The sequence below is a fragment of the Prolixibacter sp. SD074 genome (genome assembly GCF_009617895.1).
In the GTDB taxonomy this organism is placed as follows: domain Bacteria; phylum Bacteroidota; class Bacteroidia; order Bacteroidales; family Prolixibacteraceae; genus Prolixibacter.
Genome location: NZ_BLAW01000001.1, coordinates 2,042,335 through 2,067,921, shown reverse-complemented (window position 1 = coordinate 2,067,921; position 25,587 = coordinate 2,042,335). Strand labels below are relative to the sequence as shown.

General features: G+C 44.2%; 18 protein-coding genes and 2 tRNA genes. 11 read left to right on the top strand and 9 right to left on the bottom strand.

Translation table 11 applies throughout. The annotated features are described in order from the left end of the window. The first annotated feature begins 10 nt into the window (after positions 1 to 10). Positions 11 to 1,447, top strand: a complete 1,437-nt coding sequence (locus GJU82_RS08990) for a glycoside hydrolase family 125 protein (RefSeq protein ID WP_153631844.1) — start codon at positions 11 to 13, stop codon at positions 1,445 to 1,447. A gap of 185 nt (positions 1,448 to 1,632) precedes the next feature. Here the strand turns inward: GJU82_RS08990 and GJU82_RS08985 are convergent, their stop codons facing one another. Next, the gene (locus tag GJU82_RS08985; RefSeq protein ID WP_153631843.1) at positions 1,633 to 4,074 is read right to left on the bottom strand and encodes a penicillin-binding protein 1A; all 2,442 of its coding nucleotides are present in this window, start codon (positions 4,072 to 4,074) and stop codon (positions 1,633 to 1,635) included. 228 nt (positions 4,075 to 4,302) lie between these two features. On the opposite strand from GJU82_RS08985, the gene GJU82_RS08980 reads away from it, so the two are divergent. After that, the gene (locus GJU82_RS08980) at positions 4,303 to 5,169 is read left to right on the top strand and encodes a TIGR01777 family oxidoreductase (RefSeq protein WP_153631842.1); all 867 of its coding nucleotides are present in this window, start codon (positions 4,303 to 4,305) and stop codon (positions 5,167 to 5,169) included. Positions 5,170 to 5,224: 55 nt separating this feature from the next. Here GJU82_RS08980 and pckA read toward each other — a convergent pair whose 3' ends face one another. Together pckA and xerD are read right to left on the bottom strand one after the other, a co-directional pair. Further along, positions 5,225 to 6,829 carry a phosphoenolpyruvate carboxykinase (ATP) gene (pckA, locus tag GJU82_RS08975; RefSeq protein ID WP_153631841.1) on the bottom strand — a complete coding sequence of 535 codons (1,605 nt, stop codon included), beginning with the start codon at positions 6,827 to 6,829 and terminating at the stop codon, positions 5,225 to 5,227. A 273-nt stretch (positions 6,830 to 7,102) separates the two neighbouring features. Further along, positions 7,103 to 8,002, bottom strand: a complete 900-nt coding sequence (gene xerD / locus GJU82_RS08970) for a site-specific tyrosine recombinase XerD (RefSeq protein ID WP_153631840.1) — start codon at positions 8,000 to 8,002, stop codon at positions 7,103 to 7,105. A 163-nt stretch (positions 8,003 to 8,165) separates the two neighbouring features. Here xerD and aroQ point away from each other — a divergent pair, with 163 nt between their 5' ends. Next, positions 8,166 to 8,582 carry a type II 3-dehydroquinate dehydratase gene (gene aroQ, locus GJU82_RS08965; protein ID WP_153631839.1) on the top strand — a complete coding sequence of 139 codons (417 nt, stop codon included), beginning with the start codon at positions 8,166 to 8,168 and terminating at the stop codon, positions 8,580 to 8,582. Positions 8,583 to 8,788: 206 nt separating this feature from the next. Next, positions 8,789 to 10,234: a pyruvate kinase gene (gene pyk, locus GJU82_RS08960; protein WP_153631838.1), complete on the top strand. Its 1,446-nt coding sequence runs from the start codon at positions 8,789 to 8,791 to the stop codon at positions 10,232 to 10,234. Between the two features lie 68 nt (positions 10,235 to 10,302). Here pyk and GJU82_RS08955 read toward each other — a convergent pair whose 3' ends face one another. Continuing rightward, on the bottom strand, positions 10,303 to 10,953 hold the full coding sequence (locus GJU82_RS08955) for an outer membrane lipoprotein carrier protein LolA (protein WP_194831013.1): 651 nt from the start codon (positions 10,951 to 10,953) through the stop codon (positions 10,303 to 10,305). A gap of 39 nt (positions 10,954 to 10,992) precedes the next feature. After that, positions 10,993 to 13,434 (bottom strand): DNA translocase FtsK, encoded by a 2,442-nt coding sequence (locus GJU82_RS08950; protein ID WP_153631836.1) that lies wholly within the window; start codon positions 13,432 to 13,434, stop codon positions 10,993 to 10,995. A gap of 311 nt (positions 13,435 to 13,745) precedes the next feature. Between GJU82_RS08950 and GJU82_RS08945 the strand changes: the two genes are divergently transcribed. Further along, positions 13,746 to 14,702, top strand: coding sequence for a carbamate kinase (locus tag GJU82_RS08945; protein ID WP_153631835.1), 957 nt, complete (start codon positions 13,746 to 13,748; stop codon positions 14,700 to 14,702). A 95-nt stretch (positions 14,703 to 14,797) separates the two neighbouring features. Then, the gene (gene argF, locus GJU82_RS08940) at positions 14,798 to 15,799 is read left to right on the top strand and encodes an ornithine carbamoyltransferase (protein ID WP_153631834.1); all 1,002 of its coding nucleotides are present in this window, start codon (positions 14,798 to 14,800) and stop codon (positions 15,797 to 15,799) included. A gap of 236 nt (positions 15,800 to 16,035) precedes the next feature. Here argF and GJU82_RS08935 read toward each other — a convergent pair whose 3' ends face one another. Beyond that, a complete protein-coding gene (locus GJU82_RS08935) occupies positions 16,036 to 16,647 on the bottom strand; it encodes a hypothetical protein (RefSeq protein ID WP_153631833.1) in 612 nt (203 codons plus the stop codon). A gap of 217 nt (positions 16,648 to 16,864) precedes the next feature. Here GJU82_RS08935 and GJU82_RS08930 point away from each other — a divergent pair, with 217 nt between their 5' ends. Then, a complete protein-coding gene (locus GJU82_RS08930; RefSeq protein ID WP_153631832.1) occupies positions 16,865 to 18,028 on the top strand; it encodes an iron-containing alcohol dehydrogenase in 1,164 nt (387 codons plus the stop codon). Positions 18,029 to 18,083: 55 nt separating this feature from the next. Here the strand turns inward: GJU82_RS08930 and GJU82_RS08925 are convergent, their stop codons facing one another. Both GJU82_RS08925 and feoB read right to left on the bottom strand, forming a co-directional pair. Beyond that, entirely contained in the window at positions 18,084 to 18,287 is a 204-nt protein-coding gene (locus GJU82_RS08925) for a hypothetical protein (protein WP_153631831.1), read from the bottom strand. 9 nt (positions 18,288 to 18,296) lie between these two features. Next, the gene (feoB, locus tag GJU82_RS08920) at positions 18,297 to 20,801 is read right to left on the bottom strand and encodes a ferrous iron transport protein B (RefSeq protein ID WP_153631830.1); all 2,505 of its coding nucleotides are present in this window, start codon (positions 20,799 to 20,801) and stop codon (positions 18,297 to 18,299) included. Between the two features lie 159 nt (positions 20,802 to 20,960). Between feoB and GJU82_RS08915 the strand changes: the two genes are divergently transcribed. The 4 genes from GJU82_RS08915 to GJU82_RS08900 all read left to right on the top strand — a co-directional run bounded on the left by GJU82_RS08915 (position 20,961) and on the right by GJU82_RS08900 (position 22,323). Next, positions 20,961 to 21,713: a hypothetical protein gene (locus tag GJU82_RS08915; protein WP_153631829.1), complete on the top strand. Its 753-nt coding sequence runs from the start codon at positions 20,961 to 20,963 to the stop codon at positions 21,711 to 21,713. After that, a complete protein-coding gene (locus tag GJU82_RS08910) occupies positions 21,697 to 21,996 on the top strand; it encodes an MTH1187 family thiamine-binding protein (RefSeq protein ID WP_153631828.1) in 300 nt (99 codons plus the stop codon). The genes GJU82_RS08915 and GJU82_RS08910 overlap by 17 nt, the downstream gene beginning before the upstream one ends. A 114-nt stretch (positions 21,997 to 22,110) precedes the next feature. Further along, positions 22,111 to 22,184: transfer RNA gene (locus GJU82_RS08905), tRNA-Arg, on the top strand. A gap of 65 nt (positions 22,185 to 22,249) precedes the next feature. Further along, positions 22,250 to 22,323 (top strand) — tRNA-Arg (locus GJU82_RS08900). A gap of 310 nt (positions 22,324 to 22,633) precedes the next feature. Here the strand turns inward: GJU82_RS08900 and GJU82_RS08895 are convergent. Beyond that, the gene (locus GJU82_RS08895) at positions 22,634 to 25,573 is read right to left on the bottom strand and encodes a DEAD/DEAH box helicase (RefSeq protein WP_153631827.1); all 2,940 of its coding nucleotides are present in this window, start codon (positions 25,571 to 25,573) and stop codon (positions 22,634 to 22,636) included. Between the last annotated feature and the right edge of the window lie 14 nt (positions 25,574 to 25,587).

Genomic DNA, 25,587 nt, shown 5'->3' with positions numbered 1-25,587 from the left:
CATTAAAAGAATGAAAAATCGTCGTGATTTTGTAAAAACCGCCGGAGCCATTGGTGTTGGACTAACAGCCGCTCCTTCTATATCGTTCGGTAGAACAACACCTGTTGAATACCCATCCAAACGTCCGGCTCCGGACGAGCGAAATTTCACCAGCGAAGCAGTGGAAAAGGTTATAGGGAAGATGAAGCAGAAAATAAAGGACCCGAAGCTGGCCTGGATGTTCTCCAACTGCTTTCCGAACACCATCGATACCACGGTTACCTACCGGGAAAAAGACGGTAAGCCCGACACATTTGTCATTACCGGCGATATTCACGCCATGTGGCTGCGCGATTCGTCGGCGCAGGTGTGGCCTTATCTTCCGTTAATTAATGAAGACAGGAAACTGAAAAACATGATTGCCGGAGTGATTAACCGACAGGCCGAATGTATCCTGATTGATCCGTATGCCAATGCCTTTAACGACGGTAAAGGCAATAGCGAATGGTTGAGCGATAAAACCGACATGAAACCCGAATTGCACGAGCGGAAATGGGAAATTGATTCACTCTGTTATCCTATTCGGTTGAGTTACCATTACTGGAAGAATTCGGGTGATACTTCGCCGTTTGGGGAGGAATGGAAGCAGGCCATGGAGCTGGTGGTGAAAACCTTCCGCGTACAGCAGCGCAAGGAGGGGCGCGGGCCGTATTATTTCATGCGCGAAACCTTCGTGAACACCGATACCATGCCGGGGCGTGGCTGGGGAAATCCGATTCGTCCCAACGGCCTTATCTGTTCCGGTTTCCGTCCGTCCGATGATGCAACAACCTACCTTTTCTTGGTACCGTCCAACTATTTTGCTTTGGTTTCGCTTCGCCAGCTGGCCGAAATGAGCCGGGTAATTTATTACGATGCCGATTTCGCTGAAAAGTGTACCGCTTTCGCGGATGAGGTAGAGCAGGCGCTGAAAGGGCATGCTGTGATTAAGCATGAAAAGCATGGCAAAATTCTATCCTACGAAGTGGATGGCTTTGGAAACACGAATTTCATGGACGATGCCAATGTGCCGGGTTTGCTGGCGCTACCTTACCTCGGGGCTTGTTCTCCGGGAGATCCGCTTTACCATCGTACCCGGAATTTTGTACTGAGCGGGGACAATCCGTGGTTCTGGAAGGGGAAAGCAGCCGAAGGAATTGGCGGACCGCACGTGGGATTGCACTACGTCTGGCCGATGGCGATCATCATGCGGGCCATGACCAGCAACGATAAGGACGATATTGCCCATTGCATTAAAATGCTGCGGAATACCGATGCCGGTACCGGATTTATGCACGAAAGCTTTAACAAGGATAATCCCGAAGATTTCACACGAAAGTGGTTTGCCTGGGCTAATACACTATTTGGTGAACTGCTGATGAAAGTCGATAAAGAACATCCGGAGTTGCTCCAACGAAATTATGCCTGATTAAAGGCCTGAAGAAAGAGTTTTAAAAGGATGTCATCCGGTGGATGGGCGGCATCCTTTTTTCATTTTTGCTTTTTCCCTGAAAGTGTACCAAGGCGCCGGAATGTTGCATGATTTTTTGTTCCCGTAAGGCCGGGGCATAAGAAATACTCATGTATTTTCCATCACGCGGTGCTGTGGCTGCTCTAATTTTTCTTGCGGAAAGCATTTCGGATTTTTTCCCAGATGCCGGAATGTTTTTTCTCCTCGCTGTTGGGCGACTGCTTATCATCCGGTTGTTGCCGCTGCTTCTTCTTATCTTTCTCCGCTTTGTCCTTATGACGGCCAAACAACCAGCCAAAGTCGATGAATTTCTTATGTGGAAGTTCATCACGGTAGTGCGGAATATCGAGCGAAGCGATTAATCGTTGGTCGTCTCCCATGTCGAAGCGGTGATAACGCAATGAGGCAAATGTACGGTCGCTGTACAGTTTATGAAAGAAATCGCCAACAACAGGCAATGCCATGCGGGCACCCTGACCATAATAAAGCGTGCGGAAATGAACCGCGGGGTCTTCGGCACCCACCCAGCAACCTGTTACCAAATCAGGCGTGTAGCCAATAAACCAGCCATCGGCGTGGTTTTGTGTGGTCCCGGTCTTTCCGGCAAAGTTGCCGCGGATGCCAAACCGGGTACGAATAGCACGGCCGGTACCACTGTCCACTACGGCTTCCAGGTAATGAGTTATGATGTGGGCCGTTTGCGTAGAAATGACCTGTTGTTCGTCTGAATCTTCATCCTGACGGAATGTTTTTAATACACGACCTTTTGAATCTTCAACACGAAGGAGGTAATACGGTTTCACACTTTTTCCGCCATTGGCAAATGGGGCGTAAGCAGTTACCATTTCTTCGAGCGGGATATCGGCCACCCCAAGTGCGAGTGAAGGAACTTCCGGCAGGTCGGCACCGATGCCCATCCGGTGTGCCAGCCTCACGGCATTCGACATGCCGGCATCGAGCAGCACCTGCACCGAAACGGTATTGATGGATTCGCTCAGTGCTCCTTCAAGGGAATAGTAACCGCCGTATTCATCTTCGGCATTATGCGGGGTCCAGTCATCGTATTCCGGGTAGGTAACCTCTTCGTTGGCGTAATACTTATCCGGTTCGACACCATTTTCCAAAGCAGCAGCATACACAATTGGCTTGAAGGTGGAACCTACCTGCCGGCTGGCCGTCACATGGTCGTACTGATAAAACCGGAAATCGTTTCCGCCAATCCAAACCTTTACTGCGCCATTTTTCGGCGAAAGCGCCAGAAAACCACATCGCAGGGTAAGGAGTGAATGTTTTACCGAATCGAGCGGAGTCATGTCGACCGTCTGGATGTCACCCCAATTAAAGACTTTCATCGTAATTTTTTCATGAAATGCCACGCTAATTTCTTGCTCGGTTTTTCCGGCATCTTTCATCCGTATGTAGCGATCGGAACGTTGTACAGCCCTTTTTAACATCCCCTCATTATGTCCCCACGGCTGCCTGTTGCTCCAGTGTTTATCGAATACGTCCTGCAGGTTCTTCATTTGCTTCTGCATGGCTTCTTCTGCGTAATGCTGCATTTTGAAGTCGAGAGTGGTGTAAATTTTCAACCCATCGGTATATAAATTATATGGGTTGCCGTTGGGCTTCGTTACATGGCTGCACCAATCCTCCATCTCCAACCTGATGCGTTCGCGTAAATAGGCAGCCGGTCCGGTGTTGTACACCAGGTAATTGTAATGCAGCGTAAGTGGCGTTTTCTTGTATTTTTCACCTTCAGCTTCCGAAAGATAATTGTTCTTCACCATGAGGCTGATAACCAGGTTGCGGCGTTCTTTCGCGTGTCCGGGGTGCAAACGCGGATTGTATGCGTTGCTGGCTTTCAGTGTTCCAACCAGTGTTGCAGCTTCCGGAACGGTTAAATCGGCCGGTTTCTTATCGAAAAAACGCTCCGAAGCAGTTTCGATACCAAAGGTGTTTTCACTAAAAGGGACAGTATTCAGGTAAAGGGTCAGAATTTCGTTTTTGGTGTAAATCTTCTCCAGACGGTAAGCAATGATGGTTTCGCGGAGTTTATTGACAGGCATGGAAAGCGGTCCGTAGTTATCGCGGCCAAAAATATTTTTTGCAATTTGCTGCGAGAGGGTAGAGCCGCCTCCCGAACTTCGCTCCTGTAGCAATATGGACTTAATAAATACGCGCAACAAGGCCCACTCGTCAATTCCGCGATGTTCATAAAAGCGTGAATCTTCGGTGGCTACCAGGGCATGAATGACGTTGGGGGATATTTGGTCGAAATTTACATTGCTGCGGTTTTGGATGTAATAGCGTCCCAGAAGGTGCCCATCGGAGGAATAAACTTCCGAAGCCACCGGGTTTCTGACGCCCTCCAATTCCTGAGTTGTAGGCAGTGGGCCGAAGGCACCAATGTAAACCAGTACGAAGAGCGCTCCCAGTAGAAACATGCCAAACAATGAAATATTAAGTACCCAACGCCAAACTCTTTGTCTGGTGATTTGTTTGGAATTATGATGCTTACCATTCTTTTTGGCAGGTGTACGTTTTCCTTTTCCGCGTGTGGAAGATGTATTTTTTTTGTTTACCATGAATCTGTCTTTGTCCGATACAAAATAAAATTGTTTTAACGAAAACAGGTAATTTTATTGTAAAGAGTTTTCCATATGCCCGGACAGACTTAAAATGACGCTATTCTTTCCGGTTCCGGGAATAATTGACTTCCGGGCCTCTTCAGAATTCCATCGTACTATCCGCTCAGTTGGGAGAGTACTACGACAAGATAAGTATCAGAAATCTTAACAGAAAAATACGGCAAAATGAAAATTGCAATATCAGGAAGTACAGGATTTATTGGTGGCGCCCTACGCGAGGCATTTGTGAGTTCCGGCATTGAAGTAGTACCGTTGCTACGAGCTGATTTTAAGCGCGGAGAAAACTATCTTGTTCAGCTGCTAACCGGCGTGAATGGTGTCATTAATCTGGCTGGTGCGCCCATTGTGAAGCGCTGGACGCCCGCCTATAAACAGCAGATAATGGAAAGCAGGATTCAGGTTACCCGTCAATTGGTTGATGCGCTGAAGGCGATGTCATCGGATGATCGACCGGAGGTGTTTTTATCGACATCGGCTATCGGCATCTATGCCAATTCGGGTACGCATGACGAAGAAGTATTTGAGTATGGGCATGATTTTCTGGGCGAAGTAGCTACACGATGGGAAGGCGCTGCCGCGGAAGTGAAAAAATTGGGCGTACGGATGGTAATTATGCGGATGGGACTGGTGCTTGGAAAGGAGGGAGGAATGTTTGGCCGTTTGTTGCCAGTATTCAGAATGGGACTTGGCGGTACCGTGGGCAGTGGGAAACAAGGATTCTCATTTATCCATTTGGATGATGTTATGGGAGCGGTTCAATTTCTTTTAGCGAAAAAGGAATTGAATGGTGTGTTTAATTTTACCGCGCCTTATCCGGTAAATAACGAAACGTTTACCCGAAAACTGGCTCACAAACTAGGAAGGCCTTCTTTTTTGGCTGTTCCTGCGTTTGCTCTAAAATTGTTGTTCTCCGAAGGCGCAACAATGCTTGTTCATGGTCCAACAGTTCTGCCACGAAAATTAACGGAGGCAGGATATAAGTTTCAATTCCCCGATATCGATTCCGCGCTCGACGATTTAGTTAAGCCATAAAAAAAATCCCGGGATAGTCCCGGGATTCGTATGTAAAAGGCTTTTAAAAAGCCAATTAGTTAAGTTGGGGCCCGGCAGCAACCAATGCTTTACCTTCTGCGTTGTCCGTATATTTCCTGAAGTTTTTAATGAAACGTCCGGCCAGGTCTTTGGCTTTGTTTTCCCATTCTGCTGCGTCAGCGTAAGTGTTACGCGGATCGAGAATCTTGGTATCAACATTTTCGAGAGCAGTCGGAACTTCCAGATTGAAGATTGGAATCATTTTAGTTTCTGCTTTTTCAATCGAGCCGTCCAAAATGCGGTCGATAATCGCGCGGGTATCTTTTATTGAGATACGTTTTCCGGTTCCGTTCCATCCTGTGTTTACAAGATAAGCTTCAGCACCGTGTTCTTCCATTTTCCTAACCAGTTCTTTACCGTATTTTGTTGGGTGCAATGAAAGAAATGCTTCACCAAAACAAGCTGAGAATGTTGGTTGTGGAGTTGTAACACCACGCTCGGTCCCGGCTAATTTTGCTGTGAAACCTGAAAGGAAGTGATACTTGGTTTGCTCTTTTGTCAATTTGGAGACAGGAGGCAATACACCAAATGCATCAGCAGTAAGGAAAATAACTTTGTTAGCGTGACCAGCTTTTGAAACAGGTTTAACAATGTTGTCGATGTGATAAATAGGATATGATACACGAGTGTTTTCAGTTACTGAATTGTCGTCGAAATCAATTTTACCATTTTCATCAACAGTTACGTTTTCTAACAATGCATCACGTTTGATGGCATTGTAGATATCTGGTTCTGCTTCAGGGTCAAGGTGAATGGTTTTTGCATAGCAACCACCTTCGAAGTTAAATACGCCGTTATCGTCCCATCCGTGCTCGTCATCACCAATTAGGCGGCGGTTAGGATCGGTTGAAAGGGTTGTTTTGCCGGTACCTGAAAGACCGAAGAAGATTGCAACATCATCATCTTTGCCAACATTGGCAGAACAGTGCATTGAGGCCATTTCATTTAATGGGAGGTAGTAGTTCATCATTGCGAACATACCCTTCTTCATTTCACCACCATACCATGAGCCACCAAGAACGTGCATTTTTTCAGTAAGGTTGAAAACAGTATAAACCTCTGAGTTTAAACCATGTTCCTTCCATTTCTTGTTTACTGTTTTTGCTCCGTTTAAAGAAACAAAGTCAGGCTCAAAGTTTTCTAATTCCTCCTCTGTTGGACGGATAAACATATTTTTTACAAAGTGTGCCTGCCATGCTACTTCCATAATGAAACGAATCTTCATTCGTGAATTTTCATTTGCACCAGCAAAGCAATCAACAACGAATAATCTTTTCCCTGAAAGTTGTTTGATGGTATTCTCTTTCAAGTCTTTCCAAACTTCTGTAGAAACAGGTTTGTTGTCGTTTGGAGATTCCGGAGATGTCCACCAAATGGTATCTTTTGTCGTGTCGTCCTTAACAATGTATTTATCCTTAGGTGAACGTCCGGTGAAAACACCAGTCATCACATTCACAGCACCCAACTCAGTCACAACACCTTTTTCATAACCGTCTAAACCTGGTTTCGTTTCTTCCTCGAAAAGCTGCTCGTAAGAGGGGTTGTAAAGAATTTCTGATACATTTTCAATCCCGTAAACAGATAAATCTAAATTTTTCATAATGAGATAATTTGATAAAGGTTTTATTGCTCGTAGTTTCGCAATAGTCAAAGATAAATAAATAATTGAAAAATTTATGCTCTAAAACATGTTATTGCTGTAAAGCATAATCATTCTAAAAAGCTGTTTTGCAGTTGTCTTATCCTGCTGTTAGTCATGGAAGAACCGCGAGGAAACAAAGTATTATAAATGAAAAGAAGACAGTAACAAATCATAGAATTTGTCTGTCTTCTTTATAAATATTGTTATTTAATTTAAATAAATAGTTTCTTATCAGGATCTGGGATGATGCCGGTTGATGGTATCCTTCAAATAGTCTTTATCGAGGTGCGTATAAATCTCTGTTGTGAGAATTGATTCGTGTCCCAGCATTTCCTGGACGGCCCTTAAATCGGCCCCTCCATCAATCAATTGCGAAGCAAATGAATGGCGGAATGTATGAGGGCTAATGTTCTTGTTGAGATTGATTTTTTGTGCCAGGTTTTTAATAATGGTAAAAATCATCACACGACTGAGTTGTTTGCCCCGACGGTTCAGGAAAAGAATATTTTCGCTGTCCTTGTCCACTTTGAGACGTTTGCGGTAACCAATCAGATATTTGTTAATATCTTCAATTGCTTGCTTGCTGATTGGGACCAGGCGCTCTTTATCGCCTTTTCCTTCGATTTTTATGAATTCCTGATCAAAGTGCAGGTTGCTCAACTTCAGATTGACAAGTTCGGAAACACGGAGGCCACAACTGTAAAGGGTTTCAATCATTGCTTTATTCCGCTGTCCTTCCGGTTTGCTTAAATCAATGGCATTAATTAAATCATTAATTTCCTGGTTGCTGAGTATATCCGGCAACTTTCTTCCGATTTTGGGAGATTCGAGCAAAGTCGTCGGGTCATTTTCAATCACACCTTCCATGAGCAAGTACTTGTAGAACGACTTTATGCCGGAAATGGTCCTGGCCTGCGTACGCGGACTTACGCCCTTTTGGTTCATCCATTCAACAAATTCACGAAGATGTTGTAGTTTTACCTTATCTGGCGGAAGTTCTTTATATTCGCCTTCCAAAAACGAAATCAATTTATTGATATCGTTAATGTAAGCGCTAATTGAGTTTTGAGAAAGCGATTTCTCAAGTCTCAAAAACGATTCGTATCCCTTTTTGCTCTCAACCCAATTCATAATGAAGCAATTTTAGTTTTAACTTGTAACAATTTTAAATAAATTTGGTTTAAGAAAACATTTATTATTGTTAATAAACAAGGGGGTGCAAGAAAAAGGTTTTTAAAATAATATGATGTTTTCTTTTTGACATATAGTTAAATATAAGAATAATCTGAGTTAAATGAAAATTATTTTAATAAATGGCCCAAACCTTAATCTTTTGGGTGTTAGAGAAAAAACTATCTATGGTAATCGGTCCTTTGATGAATATTACGTAAAGTTGAAGGAACGGTTTCCAAAAGTTGAGTTTGAGTACTTCCAATCGAATGTGGAAGGGGAGATTGTGAACAAATTGCATGAACGAGGTTTTTTGGCCGATGGTATTATCATTAATGCAGGAGCTTATACACATACATCAATTGCCATTCGTGATGCCATTTCCGGAATTAATACGACGGTTGTGGAAGTTCATATTTCCAATATTCTGACCCGGGAGAATTTTCGGCATGAGTCGGTTATCGGGCCGGTTTGCAAGGGAAGTATTATGGGATTTGGTCTTGACTCGTATCGCTTGGCAGTGGAAAGTTTTTTAGGTTGAGGGAATGTAATTTTAATGTTATGCCGGAGCATCGCTTCTGATATATTTCAATAACTGAAAAATCAGATGGTTATATCAATCAGGAGCAGGAGTAATATTAAACAAATCTTATTTTCTGCTGTTAGACGGGTGAAAAGGGCCATCATTAGGTGAAATCCCTTAATTTCGCAGCTCAAATTACCATATTAAAATATCTTTCTATCAAGATGAATCGAAACAAACATACCAAGATTGTCGCTACACTTTCCGACAAAACCAGTAATCCGGAATTTATTTCAAAATTGTATGAGGCAGGGATGAATGTTGTCCGAATCAACACGGCACACCAGACTCCCGAGACTGCTTTGCAACTGGTGAATGATGTACGGTCGGTATCCGATTCTCTGGCTATATTACTCGATACCAAAGGACCTGAAGTAAGGACTAAAAATATTGCCGGGCCCATTCCCGTGAAGAAGGGAGATAGGCTGTTAATAAAAGGCGGTGACGGAGAATCCAATAAAGATGTGTTTTATGTCGATTATCCCGGATTTATTAATGATGTTGGCGTAGGTCGCTCTGTACTAATCGATGACGGTGAGTTGGAGCTGAAAGTTGAAGCTGTAAAGGATGATGCACTGGAAGTGATTGTTGTAAATAACGGTGAAATCAAAAACCGAAAAAGTATCAATGTTCCAGGCGTTTCATTTGCTTTACCTGCCATTTCGCCCAAAGACGAGATGTTCATTGAATGGGCTGTCGATAACGATTTGGATTTCATTGCCCATTCATTCGTCCGCAATAAAGAGGATGTATTGGCTGTTCAGGAGATTCTTGACCGTAAGGGAGGCAAAATCAAAATCATTGCAAAAATCGAGAACCTGGATGGCGTAAATAATCTCGATGAGATTTTGGATTATGCATATGGTATTATGGTTGCCCGGGGTGACCTGGGAATTGAAATTCCCGCCGAAAAAATCCCCGGGGTCCAGCGGCATATTATTCGCCGGTGTGTAAAACTGAAAAAGCCGGTTATCATCGCTACGCAGATGCTGCACACAATGATTCAGAATCCGAGGCCAACCCGTGCAGAAGTCAGCGATGTGGCCAATGCAATTTATGCCCGGACCGATGCGGTTATGCTTTCCGGTGAAACTGCTTACGGAAGTTATCCGGTTGAAGCTGTTGAAACCATGACCCGGATTGCAATGGAAGTTGAAAAGAGCAAGGATAGACGTAATGACCTGCCTGTACCGCGTCTCGACGGAGAAGTACCCGCATTCTTATCGGAAGCTGCTGTAATGGCTGCAGAGGAGTTAGATGTAAAAGCAATTGTTACCGATACCCTAACGGGAAGAACGGCCCGCTATCTGGCTGCATTCCGGAGTAACCGGCCCGTTTATGCCAAGTGTCATACGGGTAATGTAAAACGGGAATTGGCGCTTTCGTACGGTGTATATGCCAGCGAAATTGTCGTGAAAAAGAACAAGGACAAACTGGTAAAACATGCACTGCGCAGCCTCGTTGACGAAGGTTTTCTGGCCGAGGAAGATAAAGTGGTTTATGTGGGGGGAAGCTTTGGTGTAGGAGGTGGGACCTCTTTTATGGAAATTGCTGAGGTAGGACAATTGACCCGGAAGAACAAATCGGATCAGGGTGCCAACAATAAATGAGAATAAGTAATGAAAGAAAATATAAAAGGAGGCTGAATCAGCCTCCTTTTATATTTTCTTGTTATCGTTTATCGCATATCATTCACTTCTACATCGGGATGTTTAGCCGGGTCAAATGTGAAATAACTGTCAGGTAAATCCTGGTTGGTTTTCATATTTTTAAGTGCAACAGTATAGGTGTTGCCATCTTTACTGTATGTTATGCCTTTAATGATGTGGTAGCTGGCAGCATCAACGTAAAGCTTAACCCGGGTGAAATCTTTATTCAGATCTTTTGGGTAAAGATCGATGACATAAGCATTTTTGCCACCTGCTTTTTCTTCACCAATGTACCGGTATTTGAAACCCTTTTCGTAGATAGTGAAAAGGTTGGCCGGATTAAGCGAATTATCCTGCCCCGGCACGTTGTCCGTTACATTGACTTCGCCCGCATCGGGAAGATAACTCCAGTTGGTTTTACCATTCGAATAAATATCCGTTCCTAAAGCCGGCATATGCAACCGGTATTTATCTCCTTTCAAAGCCACCCAGCCACTATTTGTTTCTTTGATGTCTTCTTTCTGGTTTTCCAGGGTAAAGGAAAAATCGATTTGAATGGTTTTATAACGATTGGTTGTTGCCGAAAGCTTATCGAGAATTTCTTTCGCTTTGTTATCCTGCTGAGCAAACAGCAGGCTGGTTGTCATGACGAGCAAGACGGTTAATGTAAAATTTTTCATTCTACTCATGTTAGTACTCCTACTTAAAGGGCTTTGTTTTTAAAGGTTGTTCAATAATTGTTCCAAAGAATATTCATCCTGTAATAATACCTGTCGTGCCTTGCTGCCTTCGTTCGGTCCGACAATACCTGCTGCTTCCAATTGGTCCATAATCCGGCCTGCACGATTGTAACCAATCGAAAACTTCCGTTGAATGGCTGATGTGGAGCCGGTCTGGTTCATTACAACTAATTTTGCTGCCTCATCAAACAAGTCATCCCGGTTTTTCAAATCGACAGCACCCGGCTCATCAGAATTTCCATCGATGTATTCAGGTAATAAGAAAGCGGTAGGATAACCCGGCTGCTCACCAATAAAATGCACAATCGATTCCACTTCCGGCGTGTCGACAAAGGCACATTGTACACGGGTTAGGTTACTTCCCGTAGAAACCAGCATATCACCTTTACCGATTAACTGATTGGCTCCGGGTGAATCAAGAATTGTTCTCGAGTCGACCATCGAGGCTACCCGGAAAGCGATCCTTGCCGGGAAGTTGGCCTTTATCACTCCGGTAATAATATTGATTGACGGACGCTGAGTGGCAATGATCATGTGGATTCCAACGGCCCTGGCCAGCTGAGCAATGCGGGCAATAGGTAATTCAATTTCTTTACCGGCCGTCATTATCAGATCGGCAAATTCATCGATGATTACCACAATGTAGGGCAGGTAACGGAAACCTTTTTCAGGATTTAATCTTCGCGAAATAAATTTTTGGTTGTACTCTTTAATATTCCGGGTATGGGCTTTCTTTAGCAAATCATACCGCTCGTCCATTTCCATGTTCAGGGAACTCAGGGTATTTTTCACTTTTTGAACATCGGTGATAATCGGGTCGTCTTCTCCAGGCATTTTGGCCAGGAAATGTTTTTCTATCACCGAGTAAAGGTTAAGCTCTACTTTTTTGGGATCGACGAAGACGAACTTCAGCTGCGACGGATGTTTTTTGTACAACAGCGAAGTAATGATGGCATTTAAACCAACCGATTTACCCTGACCTGTGGCTCCGGCAACCAGAATATGTGGCATTTTGGTCAAATCGACCGCATAGGTTTCGTTCGAAATAGTTTTTCCCAAAGCAATGGGCAACTCAAACTCGGATTCCTGGAATGTCCGTGATGCGATGATGGAACGCATGGAAACAATCTCCGGTTTCCGGTTAGGCACCTCAATACCCACGGTTCCCTTTCCGGGAATAGGCGCAATAATACGGATTCCGAGAGCAGCCAGGCTTAGGGCAATGTCATCTTCCAGATTTTTGATTTTTGAAATCCGAATTCCCGGTGCCGGGACAATTTCGTATAAAGTAATGGTAGGACCGGAAGTTGCTTTTATTTTAACAATCTCAATGTTGTAGTTCTTCAGCGTCTCAACGATCCGGTTCTTATTGGCAATTAATTCCTCATTGGTAACCTGTGGATTTCCGGTCGACCACTCTTTTAACAGATCAAGTGGTGGAAATTCATACCGGGAAAGATCGAGGGTGGGATCGTAGTCTTCCAGCACATCCTGCTGGATGGACGCTACCACATCGTCTTCCACACGTTTCTCTACCTCCAGTTCCGGATCGTTGGTCCCATCGTCCTTTTTGTCCCCATGTTTCTTATCAGGAGAAATATTATTCACCTCCGGTTCCCGTTCCAGCTCTATTTCTCCTTTATTGTTATCGTCTGCATAAACCACTTCCACTTCATCATCCTCTTTAACGACTTTGGCGAAAGAATTATCTTTTTCGTTGATGACAGGAGCTTGGGGGGCATTAAAGATTTCCTCGTCCGAGAGCGTTGTATCGGTTGCCGGCTGTTTTTTCGCGCGGCTCATCCACTTGCGCATTACCGGCCAGGCATTCTCAAAGGCAATGATGATGCAGATTAACATGGTAGCCATCAGGAGGAAGAAGGTTCCTACATTGCCGATAACGGAATTAAACCACTGGCTAATGAAAAAGCCGTAAGCACCACCCGGGTAGAGATACGATTGTTCGTACAGCGGGGCCATGAAATAACCTAACGCAACCGATGACCAGATAATGAGAAATATTCCGTACCCAAAGTTTCTCGACAGCGAAACCTTATGGATTCGGCCCAGCTTGACAGCCATTATAAATAGCAGATACACCACTCCAAATGAAGCAAGGCCGATGCCCCGGTTAATGAACCAGTCGGCCATTGAGGCTCCCCACTTTCCGCCTACATTCTCGATTTTCAAATTAGGATTGGTCAAAATCTCCCGCGCCGTGAGGCTAAGCTGACTTTGGTCGGCACCCCCCGACAGGAGAAAAGAGATGAGTGAAATGAGCAAATAAAGTGCAAAGAAGAATAATCCGATGGCGAGAATTCCACCGACTCGTTCCCAGTTACTGAGTTTGCTCAGCCGTTTCCTGAAGTTGGATTTTTGATTGTTTTTCCTGGAAGTATTTGAGGTTATTTTCTTGGCCATCTACCTGATAAAGGTTTAAATCTGAATGAAAAAAATACTGATGCCCTGCAAATTTAACCAAATTTTTAACGCGTGATGTGCTTTAGTGTGGACATCAAATATGGAGTGTGACGAAAATCATCTTTTGTATATGTTCAAATTTCTTTCTTTTTGCAACCATTAACAGCACCGGATGTTGTGATTCGTAGTTTGACTGGTTCTTAATCGGTCAAACTATCAGATGTTGCTGCAAAGCATGATTTTTATGGGTGAACAGGAGTTGCAACTTGTTAATTTAGGGCAAAAATCAAAAAAATAAATAACATAAAACTATGAATAAATTGGCAGTGGTGGCCCTCGGTGGCAATGCGTTACTTCGTGGAGATGAAAAAGGCACCATCGAAGAGCAGGAAGCCAATACGATGGATACGCTGGAAAATCTTGTTTTTCTGTTAAAAGAAGGGTACGATCTGGTAATCAGTCATGGCAATGGGCCGCAGGTGGGAAATATTCTGCTGCGAAATGATGCAGGAGAGCAAATGTACGGTATTGCCCCCATGCCTTTGGATGTGTGCGTCGCTGATTCGCAGGGGGGAATTGGTTATATGATAGAACGGATGTTCCGGAATTTGCTTAACAAGCATGGAATTCAACGAAATATTATTTCCATGATTAGCATGGTGGAAGTTGATAAGGACGATCCGGCTTTCGGGAATCCCACCAAGCGTGTTGGAATGCTCTACAATGAAGAGCAGGCGAAAAAGTTGCAGGAAGAAAAAGGATGGGCATTTAAACCCAGTCAGAAAAAAGATGGTGGCTGGCGTCGTGTGGTATCATCGCCTTTTCCTAAGCAGGTGATGAATAAAGAGGTAATTGGGTCATTGGCACGGCAGGGGAATATCGTTATTGCTGCTGGCGGTGGCGGTATTCCGGTTTATTTCGATGAAAATAAGGACTTTCGTACCGTAGATGCCGTGGTGGACAAAGATTTGGCGTCGGCAACACTGGCATCAAGCATTGGTGCTGATGAGCTGTATATTTTGACGGATGTTTCTTTCATCTATAAGGATTTCGGTTTACCAACACAGGAAAAACTGGAGTTCCTGGATTATGCCGATACAGTAAAATACCTGGAAGCAGGCACTTTTGGAGAAGGAAATATGGCTCCGAAAATTCGGGCAGCTTTAAATTTCGTGGAGAACGGAGGAAAGAAATCGGTAATTACCGAAGCCAAAAAATTAGCCGATCGATCGTACGGTTCCAAAATAACCATGCATTACGACAAATAATCTTTTCGGGTAACCGAAAAAATAAACGTTAGGTTGCCCGGCAAAGAATTATCAATTTTGTGAATCATTAATATCATCATAAAAACATCCAGAATATGGCATTCAATTTACGTAACCGGAATTTCCTGAAACTCCTCGATTTCACTCCGGAAGAAATAAAATATCTGCTGAAATTGTCGGCTGATTTGAAAGCGGCAAAATATGCAGGTACCGAACAACCCCGTATGACAGGGAAAAATATCGCGCTCATTTTTGAGAAATCGTCAACCCGTACACGTTGTGCATTTGAGGTGGCAGCGCATGATCAGGGTGCAAATGTTACCTACCTGGGGCCAAGTGGATCGCAAATCGGGCACAAAGAATCGATGAAAGATACTGCCCGCGTATTGGGACGTATGTACGACGGAATTGAGTACCGTGGTTTTGGACAGGATATCGTTGAAGAGCTGGGCAAATATGCCGGTGTTCCGGTCTGGAACGGTTTAACTAACGAATTCCATCCTACCCAGATTTTAGCTGATTTTCTCACGATGATGGAGCACATCGACAAGCCACTTTCGGAAGTTAAATTCGCTTATTTGGGCGATGCCCGGAACAACATGGGTAACTCACTGATGGTGGGAGCTGCCAAAATGGGAATGGATTTCCGCGCAGCAGCACCGGCAGCAAGTCAACCGTCGGAGAAACTGCAAAAAGTTTGCCGCGAGATTGCCAAAGAAACGGGCGCGAAAATCACTGTCACCGACAATGTGGCTGAAGCAGTGAAAGATTGTGACTTTCTGTACACTGATGTTTGGGTGTCAATGGGCGAACCGGAAGGCGTTTGGGCAGAGCGGATTGAATTGCTGAAACCTTACCAGATAAATAATGAAGTACTGAAGATGACTGGTAACCCGAAAGTGAAATTCCTGCACTGTTTGCCGGCATTCCATAATCGTGAAACCAAAGTAGGCGAGGATATTTTTCAGAAATTCGGATTAGGCGCAATGGAAGTAACCGAGGAGGTTTTCGAAAGTTCTGCTTCTATTGTATTTGATGAGGCTGAAAACCGGGCGCATACTATTAAAGCTATTATGGTAGCAACGCTGGGCCAGTAATATTTTTTGGATATAAATCCTACACCATCTACATTTTTTTTTGACCACAGGATCGCCTTTGTATCGGGCCCATTCTACGCCTTCAATATCTACTTTCAGGTGATTTTTTACATTGACCGAAGCCTATCCAGCTCCATTGATTGATATTTCAGCCCGGTCGATGTTCAAATCATATGCCAAAATTTTGCCGGCGCTGCATGATGTGGTAAAAGCAACCGAAAAAATCTGCTTTACCTTCATATTGAACGAAGTCGCCTGGTTATTTGCCAAATATTGAAGGAGGTAAATAATACCAGTGCGAAAATCACAACAATAACCAGTATTTCCATGTAGCCTAACTTGTCAAGTTCCGACCAGAAATGGTAAATGCTGTAAAGTGCGGTTAAGGTTGATGCGATGACTAATTTTATCGCATCGGCTGGTTTCTCGGTCTTTGAGGTTCGGTAAGCAAAGTACAATGTAATAGCTCCAAGGATTGCACCTTTTGCTGCCATCAGGTAGTAGCCGGCGGCAATATCAACTCCGCCGTACAAAAAGGGAATTAACGAGAAAACGTAGAGAATCAGTATCAGGCTGGATAAAATTCCTTTTGCCTGTTTTCGGCTTTCTGCCCGGACAAAAAATCCGGACCGTTTAAATGGAATCGGTTTAAACTCCTCCTTCTCCAGGTCAGTTTCGCTCTTTATCGTTCCGCGCTTTATACCCTCATTGATGGCTGCTTTGGCTGCCCTGGGATGGTAATTATTCCTTTTTCGCAACGCAATGAGCAAGTCATGATCAGATAATTCGGCCATTTTTTCGGCAAAATCAATTTTTTCAGGATCAAATACTTTATCTGTTTTCAGCATAAACTTTCTTTACGGTGTAATGTTTTTTGTTGTCGTTTGACAATGCTTTTGTTTTGCAATTTACATCAAAATCGCTGCGATGCTACCGTAATAGTCGGTCTTCTTTCGTCAAACTTCAACAGTAAAGTGATAATTGCTTAAATGTAATTACTACAATTATTAATTTTGCGCTTTCGCGAATCCGTAAATAAGTATATCGAATACTAAACAAATTACTATGAACAACTTTGAATTCTATAATCCGGTGCGGATTGTTTTTGGGAAAGGTGAAATAGCAAAACTGAAAAGTTTAATTCCCAGGGACGTGAAGGTGATGCTCACCTACGGTGGCGGAAGTATTATGAAAAATGGTGTGTACGGTCAGGTAAAGGAAGCTCTTCAGGGAGTGGATGTGATTGAATTTGGCGGAATCGAACCGAATCCACACTACGAAACACTGATGAAAGCCATTGATTTGGTACAGAAGGAGAAAATAGGCTTCCTGCTTTCTGTTGGTGGAGGTTCTGTTCTCGACGGCACCAAATTTATTGCTGCCGGAGCGCTTTGGCCGGGTGAGGACCCATGGGAAATTTTAACTGGTAAAACCGAATTTCCTTTGCTGAAAGCATTGCCGCTTGGAGCTGTTCTTACGCTGCCGGCAACAGGATCGGAAATGAACGGAAACTCTGTGGTTACACGGATTGAAACTCGGGAAAAACTGGCTTTTGGTTCACCTCTGGTGATGCCGGAATTTTCTATCCTCGATCCGACTGTTGTTTTCTCATTGCCTGACAGGCAAGTGGCCAATGGAGTCGTAGATGCCTTTGTACACGTAATGGAGCAATATCTTACCTATCCGGTAGATGCGCCTATACAGGATCGCTTTGCTGAATCTATTCTGACCACACTAATCGAAGAAGGGCCGAAAGTATTGGCCAACCGGAACGATTACAATGCAGCGGCTAATTTTATGTGGGCGGCAACCATGGCGCTGAACGGATTGATTGGTGTTGGTGTTCCCCAGGATTGGTCGGCACATACCATTGGACACGAGATTACGGCTTTCCATGGTGTCGATCATGCGCGCACTTTGGCGGTCGTCCTACCGGGATTGATGCATATCAAGCGAAGCAATAAAAAGGATAAAATTCTGCAGTATGGTGCCCGCGTTTGGAATATTACCGAAGGAACCGAAGATGAACGGACCGATCAGATCATTGCTGCAACGGTTAAGTTCTTTGAATCGGTCGGTATTCAAACGCGTCTGAGCGATTACGATATCGATGAGAGCTTCATTACGAAAGTGAAGAACCGTTTCCTTCAACGTGGAATGATGGGAATTGGCGAGCATGGCGACATTTCCCCCGATCAGGTTGCTGAGATTCTGGAGCACCAATTGTAAGAGGACAATTGTCTCGTTAGATATTTTGAAGCCGGGAGCAATTATGTTTGCGGCCCTATTTTTTCTTCGACGTTTTGGAAGATGTCTTCTTGTTGTTTTCAGAATGGGGAAATTCGGTAATGGGACAGGTATTGCAGGAACCGCTACATCCCCGGCAAGGTGCTGGTTTCCGGAAATAGCGGATGGTTTCAATTGCCTTTTTAATGATGAACCAGGCAGCAATTGCAATAATGACAATAGTTATCAGTGTTTGAGCCATACGTTTTGTTTATCCCGTGATTAACGTTCCCAATTGGTAGACAAGAAATGCCATAAACCATGCCAAACCTGTGGTGTAAACAACAGTAAGCAGCGCCCACTTCCAGCTTCCCGATTCTCTTCGGATAGTCGCAATAACGGCGATACACGGGAAATAGATAAGTACAAAAATCAGGAAAGAAAGCGCCACAAGTGGTGTAAAGAGTGGTTTTCCGGTATTGGGCCCGGAAGTATACCGCTCGGTTTGCAGTTTTTCCTGCAAAAGATGCCTGTTTTCCGGGTCGTCGTTTACCTGGAATAGAATAGCCATGGTACTAACAACAATCTCTTTAGCTGGAAGTCCGGCCAGCAGGCTTACGCCCATTCGCCAGTCAAAACCTAAAGGTCGGATGGCTGGCTCAATAGCTTTTCCCATTCTTCCAATGTAGGAGTTCTCAATACGAGACGATTCTTCAGCCATTGTCAGGTGAAGCAAAACCGAATCACGTCGGGTCATTAATAAGTCAGCCTGTTTGGGGTGTGCAGCAATTTCTGACTGATATAGGGTGCTGGCTTCCTGTTTTTGCTGAATGAAGTGTTCTGTGTTCGGACTCGTACGCGGGAAATATTCGAGTGCCCAAATTGCAATAACAGCTACCAGAATGGTTCCCCCGATTTTCTTCAAATACTGGCTCCCTTTTTCCCACATGTGCAACACTGTATTCTTCAATGTAGGCATACGGTAGGGCGGAAGTTCCATAACAAACGGCGTTTCCTTGCGCTTGAAGATGGTCCGGTTGAAAAGTTTGGCTGTTCCAACTGCCAGCAGAATCCCCAGCAGATAAAGGCCCATCAATACCAAACCGGGATATTTACCGAAGAAAGCAGATATCAGCACAATATAAACCGGTAGTCGTGCCGAACAGGACATGAACGGAATGATCAGCATGGTCAACAGCCGATCATTCCGGTTACGTAAAGTGCGGGTAGCCATAATGGCTGGAACATTGCACCCGAATCCCATCACCATGGGAATAAATGAGCGTCCGTGCAGGCCTATTTTATGCATCAGCTTGTCCATGATGAAAGCGGCCCGTGCCATGTAGCCGGTATCCTCCATAAAGGAGAGAAAGAAGAACAAAATGAGGATATTGGGCAGGAATACGATCACACTTCCAACTCCGTTAATTATTCCGTTGATGAGCAGATCTTTCAGCATCCCGTTTGCCATGTTGTTTCTAATCAGATCGCCAATCCATGCAATGCCGGCGTTAATCCAATCCATTGGGTAAGCACCCAAAGTGAAAGTGGCCGAAAAGGTCGCCATCATGAACAGCAGAAAAAGAGGAAAACCATAAATTTTATGGGTGGCTAGTTTGTCAATTTGTTCGGTAATGGCATGACGGCGCCTGACTCCTTCGCTGTAACTTTCTTTGAGTGCACCCGCAATAAAACCATATTTGGCATCGGTAATCAGGTTCGAGCTCTCATTATCAAGCCTTTCTTCCAGTCGGTTGATTTCTTTTTCTGCAGTTTGCTTAATTTGTTCAGCATTAGGAAAATCATCGATAATTTTCGCTGTTTCCACGTCTTTGTCGAGCAAACGTAGCGACAAATATCTGGATGAAGCCCTGGCCGGAGCAGGACGGCCTTCCCGAATCACTTTCTGCAACGCTTTGATGGATTTTTCCATTTCAGCACCGTAATTGATGTGAATATGGCGGACGATTGGATCACGATCCTCATAAACATCAATTACCTTGTTGAGCAGTTTGTCAATCCCAATGCCTTTATTGGCCATGGTTGGAATAATGGGAATTCCCAATAGTTTTCCCAGCTTTTCAATGTCGAGCTTAGCGCCACCAGCGACCAGCTCGTCGTACATGTTCAGCGCCAGCACAACCTTGATGTCCATATCGATGAGCTGTGTCGTTAGATAGAGGTTGCGCTCCAGGTTGGAGGCATCAACTACATTAACGACGATGTCCGGCGTTTCATCGATGATGTATTTTCGTGCATAAAGTTCTTCAGGCGTATATGCTGTCAGTGAATAGGTTCCCGGAAGGTCAATAAGTGTAAGTGAATAACCTTTCCAGTGCAGGTTGGCTTTGGCTGCGTCAATGGTAACGCCGCTGTAATTACCGACATGCTCCTTCGCCCCGGAAGCGCGATTAAAAAGCGAAGTTTTGCCGCAATTCGGATTCCCGGCCAAAGCAATGTTTATTTCCTTACCTTTGACACGAGCTGACGTTTTTAGGGTTTCCAAATCAATGGTGCCATCGTAGGTTTGTTCAATATGGTGGATTGCTTCTTCGGGCGATACGACTTCGATTAGATGTGCTTCCTCCCTGCGTAGCGAAACATGATACCCCATGACCTGGTATTCAACCGGATCGCGTAAAGGAGCATTTTTTAAAACTTTTACTTCTTTTCCACGCACAAAACCCATTTCTGTTATCCTGCGACGAAAGGCTCCGTGGCCCATCACCTTGGAAATAACGACAGTATGGTTTTCACTGACTTCAGAAAGACGCATGTAAGATGCTAATGTTTACGTGGTTACTTTGTAATTAGAACAAATAAAAATAATGGCAAAGATATTTTTTATTTGTTAAAAAGCTGAATGAGAACGGGAATATTCGACGTGTGTATGCGATTATTTTGCAACTTCGCGCCGAACCTGAATCGTTGACTAATGGAATTTGAGAGTTTTTATGAGAAAATTCAGGATGCACTCCACCAGGTTCCGGATAATATCCGGATTTTAGAGAAGCAGATTGATATAGAACTTCAGAAGGAATATTTCCGTCAATCGCGCGAAATGAAGAAGGGGCTTGATGCAATTGAAGTGTTGGGACAGGCAGAAAACCTATTTGATGATACCATTCCGGTTGACCGGAAGCAAAAGCTGCTGGTACAATTGGCCTCAATTGAGCGAATTGAAGCTTTACGATTAATCGAGCGTTTTAAGAAAGAAAACAAATCAGATTTAGCTGATTGGACTGAGATGGCATTCCAGGAGAGCCGTATCAGGCTCGAAAGCTCATTGCTTGGGGAGCGCCCGTTGTTTATCTCTTCCGGTTTGGGTGGACGAGGGCATAAGTTCCGGTATTTTGGAGCCCTGTTTGCCTTGGAGGACGGGCCTTTTACCACATGGCAGAAAGATTTACTGGAAAAGGAAATTCTGTTTGCGCTCGAACGCTATGACTCTGAATTGGAATCCATCGAATTTCACAAAGGATTTGTTGCCCTGACTGCAATGATTCCTATCCGCGAACCTTTGCGGAACATCTTTCGTGATATTATTATGGAGTGTAACCAAATTGGCGGTTTTCTCAGGACCGATATGCTCATTACCAATGTCAAGCAATTCAACGCCGACGAATTGAGGGATATTCTGGTGAATAAAATCCTTAAAGAAGAAAATAACAATGAACAAGCAGATTAACCTGGCTTTGCAGGTATTGCCGCGGGCAAAAGAAAAGGATACGTACGATCTGGTGGATGAAGCCATCCGGATCATTCAAGAATCGGGTGTGAAATACCGGGTTTGTCCGTTCGAAACCGTTATGGAGGGGGAATTCGACGAGTTGATGGGCGTTGTTAAAAAAGTGCATGAGGCTTGTTATGCTGCTGGTGCGGAAAATATGCTTGCCTATGTAAAAATTCAGAGCAATGGCAAAACGCCGGTTACGATAGAAGACAAAATGGCCAAATACGGCGGCGCATAAAGTTTTACCCTGGGAAGGTACCGGAAGCCGCGTGTTTTTTTTCGAAAAAAGCCTCCCGGGAATGACGGTGTTTATTGAAAACTCTTTATATTTGCACCGCTTTCAAAAACAAATGGACCCGTAGCTTAACTGGATAGAGCACCTGACTACGGATCAGGAGGTTGGGGGTTCGAATCCCTTCGGGTTCACAAAGAAGTTTCTCGCAATGAGGAACTTCTATTTTTTTGAAAGTATTTTTATCGCAGCGTTATCTGGACCCGTAGCTTAACCGGATAGAGCACCTGATTACGGATCAGGAGGTTGGGGGTTCGAATCCCTCCGGGTTCACCGATGAGCCTCTTTTGGAAGAGGTTCTTTTTTTGTGCGTCAAAAAATCTCTTGGGCAAGACCTTTTTTTTAATCCAATTTGTTAAGCGGAAAAGGGTCTTCATTGCCTCGGAATAATCATAAGGGCCTTTTCCTTTGTTAAGGTTTTTTAGATGAATCTTTACAATTTTTAACAGAAATAATTCGTCGAACCCCCGGTGCGGTGCTTATCTTTGTGGTACATTTTTTTTCATAAGTTTAGGTTTAGTTAGGTTAGTTAGTTTGGTTAGTTTAGTAAAAGGATGGACCGCCCGGTCTGTCCTTTTCTTTTTTAATCTTCGAAAAGGTGCATAAGTTCATCTTTGGAAACAGACTGGAACGGATTGTTGGTATTGATGAATTTTCCGGCCAGCGAAGACTTCTTTTCTTTTAGTTTTTGAATTTTTTCTTCGATGGTCCCTTCAGTGATAAACCGGTAAACAAATACATTCTTATCCTGCCCAATTCGGTGTGCCCGGTTGACCGCCTGCATTTCGGCTGCCGGGTTCCACCATGGATCGATAATAAAGACATAGTCGGCTGAAGTTAGATTTAAGCCAACTCCGCCCGCTTTAAGCGAAATGAGAAAAATACTGTTGTCGGGATTCTGCTGAAAATTGTCGATAACCGTTTTGCGGTCGCGGGTTTGCCCGGTTAACAGACTGTAGTTCCAACTATTCTTTTCAAATTCTTTGGCCAACAGTTTCAATTGTCTGACGAAGGAGGAGAATATGAGGATTTTGTGCTTTTCGGCAACCAAAATGCTCAACATGCGCAAAATATCGTTGAATTTCCCCGATTCCATGTGCCGGTTTTCCTCAATCATTGCCGGGTGATTGGCCAGTTGCCGTAGTCGTATAAGCCCTTGTAAAACAACAAAAGCCGATTTCTCCAATCCTATTTCTTCGATATTCGAGAGAATGTTATTCCGGATAGAAGACTTTTCCGCTTCATATGCTTTTTTCTGAGCTGGAGCCATATCCACATACCGGACGAGTTCACTTAATGGCGGAAGATCGCGGGCTACCTGTTCTTTTGTCCGGCGCAGAATAAAAGGTTGGATGAGATGCTGCAGTTTCTTTTGCGCTTCTGCATCGTTTTTTCGCTCAATAGGAGAGATGAATTCCCGTTTAAACCAGGCCAGGCTTCCCAGCAATCCGCGGTTCAGAAAATTGATTTGCGACCACAAATCGGAAAGTGAATTCTCGATAGGCGTACCGGTCAGTACCAACCGGTGTGAGGCGTTCTGGTCGTTTATGGCCCGGTAGGTTTTCGAACCCGAATTTTTAATGTACTGTCCTTCATCGAGTATGAGGTAATAAAACTGGTGTTGTTTCAGAAATTCCCTGTCATTGCGTACTGTTCCGTAGGTCGTGAGAATCACATCATACTGATGAATAATTTCCAGCATGTTGATTTTATGCCGGCGGCGTGCCCCTATATATTTATAGTATTTCAGCGTAGGTGCAAATTTCAGGATTTCATCTTCCCAGTTATGGACCAGTGAAGCAGGGAGCACAATCAAACTGGCCGGCTGATGGTTCCTGGCAAATTGGCGGTTTTGGGCACTGTTTTGTTCGCCTACCGGGTCAAACAATGTGGGGTATCCGTTGATTTTGCGTTGAGTCTTCACCAGCAACGCCAGTGTTTGTACGGTCTTTCCCAATCCCATATCATCGGCCAGGCAGCCGCCAAAATGATGCTGATGAAGATGATACATCCACCCAAAGCCTTCTTCCTGATAAGCGCGTAACATGGCATTCAGCTTGGGGGGGACTTCCGGGGTTTCGGGCTGTTCCGTTGTCAGTTGTTTAAACTTTTGCAGGTATTTTTTATTGATTCCTTTCAGGTTGTTTTCCAGTACGGGGAAATGGTGTTTTCGGAGTTTTAGATGTTCTGCTTCTGTTTCCGAGAGTGTGAAAATGTCGCGGTAGCGGGCAAACCACTCTTCCGGAAGAATGGCAATTTCGCCGTTGGGCAGCTGAAATTCGCGCACTCCGTTAAGAATGTTCTTCTTCAGGCGAACAAACGGGAAGCGGTAGTCTCCAAAATGCACATAGGCGTAAATGTCGAACCAGTCGCTTTCGTCGCTGATTTCAATGTCAAGCATGTGGCCACCAGTGTAATATTGTCGGTCGAGATTGTGCTGTTCCAGTTCAATGCCTGCCTCTTCCAGCTCCTGCTGATGCATGTTGAGCCAGTTGATTAATGAATAAAAGTAACTGCTGTTGGAAGTTTCGGAAATGCCTTCGGGATGTAAGCCGTCCGATGTTTTGACGAGTCCCAGTGTGCGGAGAAGTTTCAGGCAATTCTTTTCCCAGCTTTTATCCCGTCCGAATTTATGGAAGATGTAATTTTCGTTTTGTTTTCGAAGGTAAACAGCCTGCATCTCTTTGTCGGTATATGGAAAGTCACGCTGATTGTACCTGAATATCAGCATTAGCCGCGCATTCCCCCGTTGATCTTCCTCAAGAGAAAGGATGGCCTTTTTGTCAGGATTGCCTTCCACAATGTCGAAACCTTTGGCTTGAACCTGGTGGTGACGGATGGTACTGAGCACAAATGTCCGGTAATATTTATCCTCCACGCTTCGCGGAATGCTCACATAGTTTTTCTCGAAAAAAGGAAGAAGCTTATTTCCCGATAGGTTATCGAAAAAATATAATTTTCCCTGGTAAAGTAACCGGCAGGGATGGTTTGTTAACAGAATTACATTGCGGTGCTTAAGGGCGATTTCCTTATTGTGGTAACGAATGGTGAGATAGTAACGCGTTTCATGTTCCAGTCGCTCGAAATTGAAAATTGCACTGGTGTCGCGGTAGCAAAGTCCTACCAAATCCTCTTCATACAGGTTGCTGTATTTTGATTCTTTCCGGTAGAGTGGAATAGGAGCTTCCTTGAGCAACTCAAGGCATTTTAGAATCTGCTTTTCGATGTAGGGTACAACCCGTTTGGTGAAAGTATCCAGCTCGATGTTCTTAAAAAAATCGCTAAGGCTGCCCCGGGAAGCAAATCGCCCGAGTAAACTTTCGTTGCTGTATTTTTCAATGAGTTTAACCAGTTTCTCTTCAATCGGGGAATAAGTATAGTCCCCGTCTTCAAGATTATGTGTATGGACCTTTTTTACGACGGAAAAGAATGTATTCTGGTTCTTTTTCTCAACCAGGTACGGGGCAAGAATATATCCTAAGTTCCGATGTTCAGTGATGGCAATAATAAACTGTAGACTCACTAATGCAATCCCCC

What these genes read in the sequence shown, in the direction of transcription:
- xerD (WP_153631840.1), bottom strand. Translation starts at nt 8,002, where the DNA reads ATGAATTGGGTTGAGAGCAAAAAGGGATACGAATCGTTTTTGAGACTT.
- GJU82_RS08990 (WP_153631844.1), top strand. Translation starts at nt 11, where the DNA reads ATGAAAAATCGTCGTGATTTTGTAAAAACCGCCGGAGCCATTGGTGTT.
- GJU82_RS08945 (WP_153631835.1), top strand. Translation starts at nt 13,746, where the DNA reads ATGAATAAATTGGCAGTGGTGGCCCTCGGTGGCAATGCGTTACTTCGT.
- GJU82_RS08935 (WP_153631833.1), bottom strand. Translation starts at nt 16,647, where the DNA reads ATGCTGAAAACAGATAAAGTATTTGATCCTGAAAAAATTGATTTTGCC.
- pckA (WP_153631841.1), bottom strand. Translation starts at nt 6,829, where the DNA reads ATGAAAAATTTAGATTTATCTGTTTACGGGATTGAAAATGTATCAGAA.
- GJU82_RS08915 (WP_153631829.1), top strand. Translation starts at nt 20,961, where the DNA reads ATGGAATTTGAGAGTTTTTATGAGAAAATTCAGGATGCACTCCACCAG.
- aroQ (WP_153631839.1), top strand. Translation starts at nt 8,166, where the DNA reads ATGAAAATTATTTTAATAAATGGCCCAAACCTTAATCTTTTGGGTGTT.
- GJU82_RS08910 (WP_153631828.1), top strand. Translation starts at nt 21,697, where the DNA reads ATGAACAAGCAGATTAACCTGGCTTTGCAGGTATTGCCGCGGGCAAAA.
- argF (WP_153631834.1), top strand. Translation starts at nt 14,798, where the DNA reads ATGGCATTCAATTTACGTAACCGGAATTTCCTGAAACTCCTCGATTTC.
- GJU82_RS08980 (WP_153631842.1), top strand. Translation starts at nt 4,303, where the DNA reads ATGAAAATTGCAATATCAGGAAGTACAGGATTTATTGGTGGCGCCCTA.
- GJU82_RS08955 (WP_194831013.1), bottom strand. Translation starts at nt 10,953, where the DNA reads ATGAAAAATTTTACATTAACCGTCTTGCTCGTCATGACAACCAGCCTG.
- pyk (WP_153631838.1), top strand. Translation starts at nt 8,789, where the DNA reads ATGAATCGAAACAAACATACCAAGATTGTCGCTACACTTTCCGACAAA.
- GJU82_RS08950 (WP_153631836.1), bottom strand. Translation starts at nt 13,434, where the DNA reads ATGGCCAAGAAAATAACCTCAAATACTTCCAGGAAAAACAATCAAAAA.
- GJU82_RS08930 (WP_153631832.1), top strand. Translation starts at nt 16,865, where the DNA reads ATGAACAACTTTGAATTCTATAATCCGGTGCGGATTGTTTTTGGGAAA.
- feoB (WP_153631830.1), bottom strand. Translation starts at nt 20,801, where the DNA reads ATGCGTCTTTCTGAAGTCAGTGAAAACCATACTGTCGTTATTTCCAAG.
- GJU82_RS08925 (WP_153631831.1), bottom strand. Translation starts at nt 18,287, where the DNA reads ATGGCTCAAACACTGATAACTATTGTCATTATTGCAATTGCTGCCTGG.
- GJU82_RS08985 (WP_153631843.1), bottom strand. Translation starts at nt 4,074, where the DNA reads ATGGTAAACAAAAAAAATACATCTTCCACACGCGGAAAAGGAAAACGT.